General features: G+C 34.0%; 1 pseudogene. It reads left to right on the forward strand.

Annotation, left to right across the window (positions count from 1 at the left end):
- Window positions 1-66: 66 nt before the first annotated feature.
- Window positions 67-687, forward strand: a pseudogene (locus PVV63_RS10240) (sensor histidine kinase); the annotation flags it as partial.
- Window positions 688-1213: the final 526 nt, after the last annotated feature.

The raw sequence follows: 1213 nt of genomic DNA on the forward strand, positions 1-1213 counted from the left end.
CCTGGGGTGTGAAAAACCTTAAACACATGTCCAGCAAAATGAACACACTCACCATCTTCTAACTATATCGAACAACGCACCATAATGCTTTCGGGTGTAAGCCATGATTTAAGAACCATTCTCACCCGTTTTAAACTTCAACTAGCGTTAGCAAATACTGACTTTGATATTAAGCCGCTTGAGCAAGATGTGAGCGACATGCAAAATATGTTAGAAAATGACCTTGCTTTTGCCCGTAGTGAAGGAAGTGAGTATATTAAAACTTTTGATTTAAATGCTCTTATGCAAAAATTCTCTACCGATGCGCATCTTCACAAACGTCAATTTTCCTACACCATTGAAAGCCCTACACAAATACAAGTACGCCCCCATGCCTTCACGCGTCTCATCAGCAATCTTGTATCAAAAGCATTTTGTCATGCTAATACTGTCAAACTAACAGCCATATCCCAACAAGAATCTTTCATCATAACTATTGATGATGATGGACCTGGGATTCATAAAAATATGCGCACAGAAGTCTTTAAGCCATTCTTTAAACTTGATAAAACACAAAATCAAGATGCGAGTAGAGCAGGACTCGGCCTTTCTATTGCTCAAGATATAGCACGTAGCCATGGAGGCAATATTCAATTGGATGATAGCCCTCTAGGGGGCTTACGCGCTATTATTGATGTCCCCCTTTAGCAATTTTTCTTGTTAAACCACGTTATAAAAAAATCCCTAAAACTATCAAAACATGCCAAAAACACTTCTAAAACCTAAATGAGCACAAAAAAATTAAAGAGAATGTTTCCCATATATCAAAAAAAGTTCCCGCAATATATTATCTTATACAGTTATAATCTGATATCGAACTCAATATTTAACCTCACAAGAGAGTAGTCAAACAGGACTGTATTCTATCACACAAATAAGATTTTATCTTAGCACCATAAGCCTATAATAAAAAACGATAACTTTTATTCATACACCTATTGTTTAATTCATATTGTATCAATTAATAAAAAAGTACTCATCAATAAAGAATTTATAACCAATAGTAAAAAATCTGCTGCTCTCAATACAAGCTGCTGAATTAACCTTAAGAATATTACATTAATTGAAATCAAAATTTTGTCATGATTTTATTTTACTGTACCGGCAATGTTTTAACTAAATGAATTTTTATTTTTTTGTCACAATAAAGTCCAAAATTGTTCAGGCTCTATTC

Source organism: Bartonella sp. CM31XJBT, from assembly GCF_028618555.1.
GTDB lineage: Bacteria > Pseudomonadota > Alphaproteobacteria > Rhizobiales > Rhizobiaceae > Bartonella.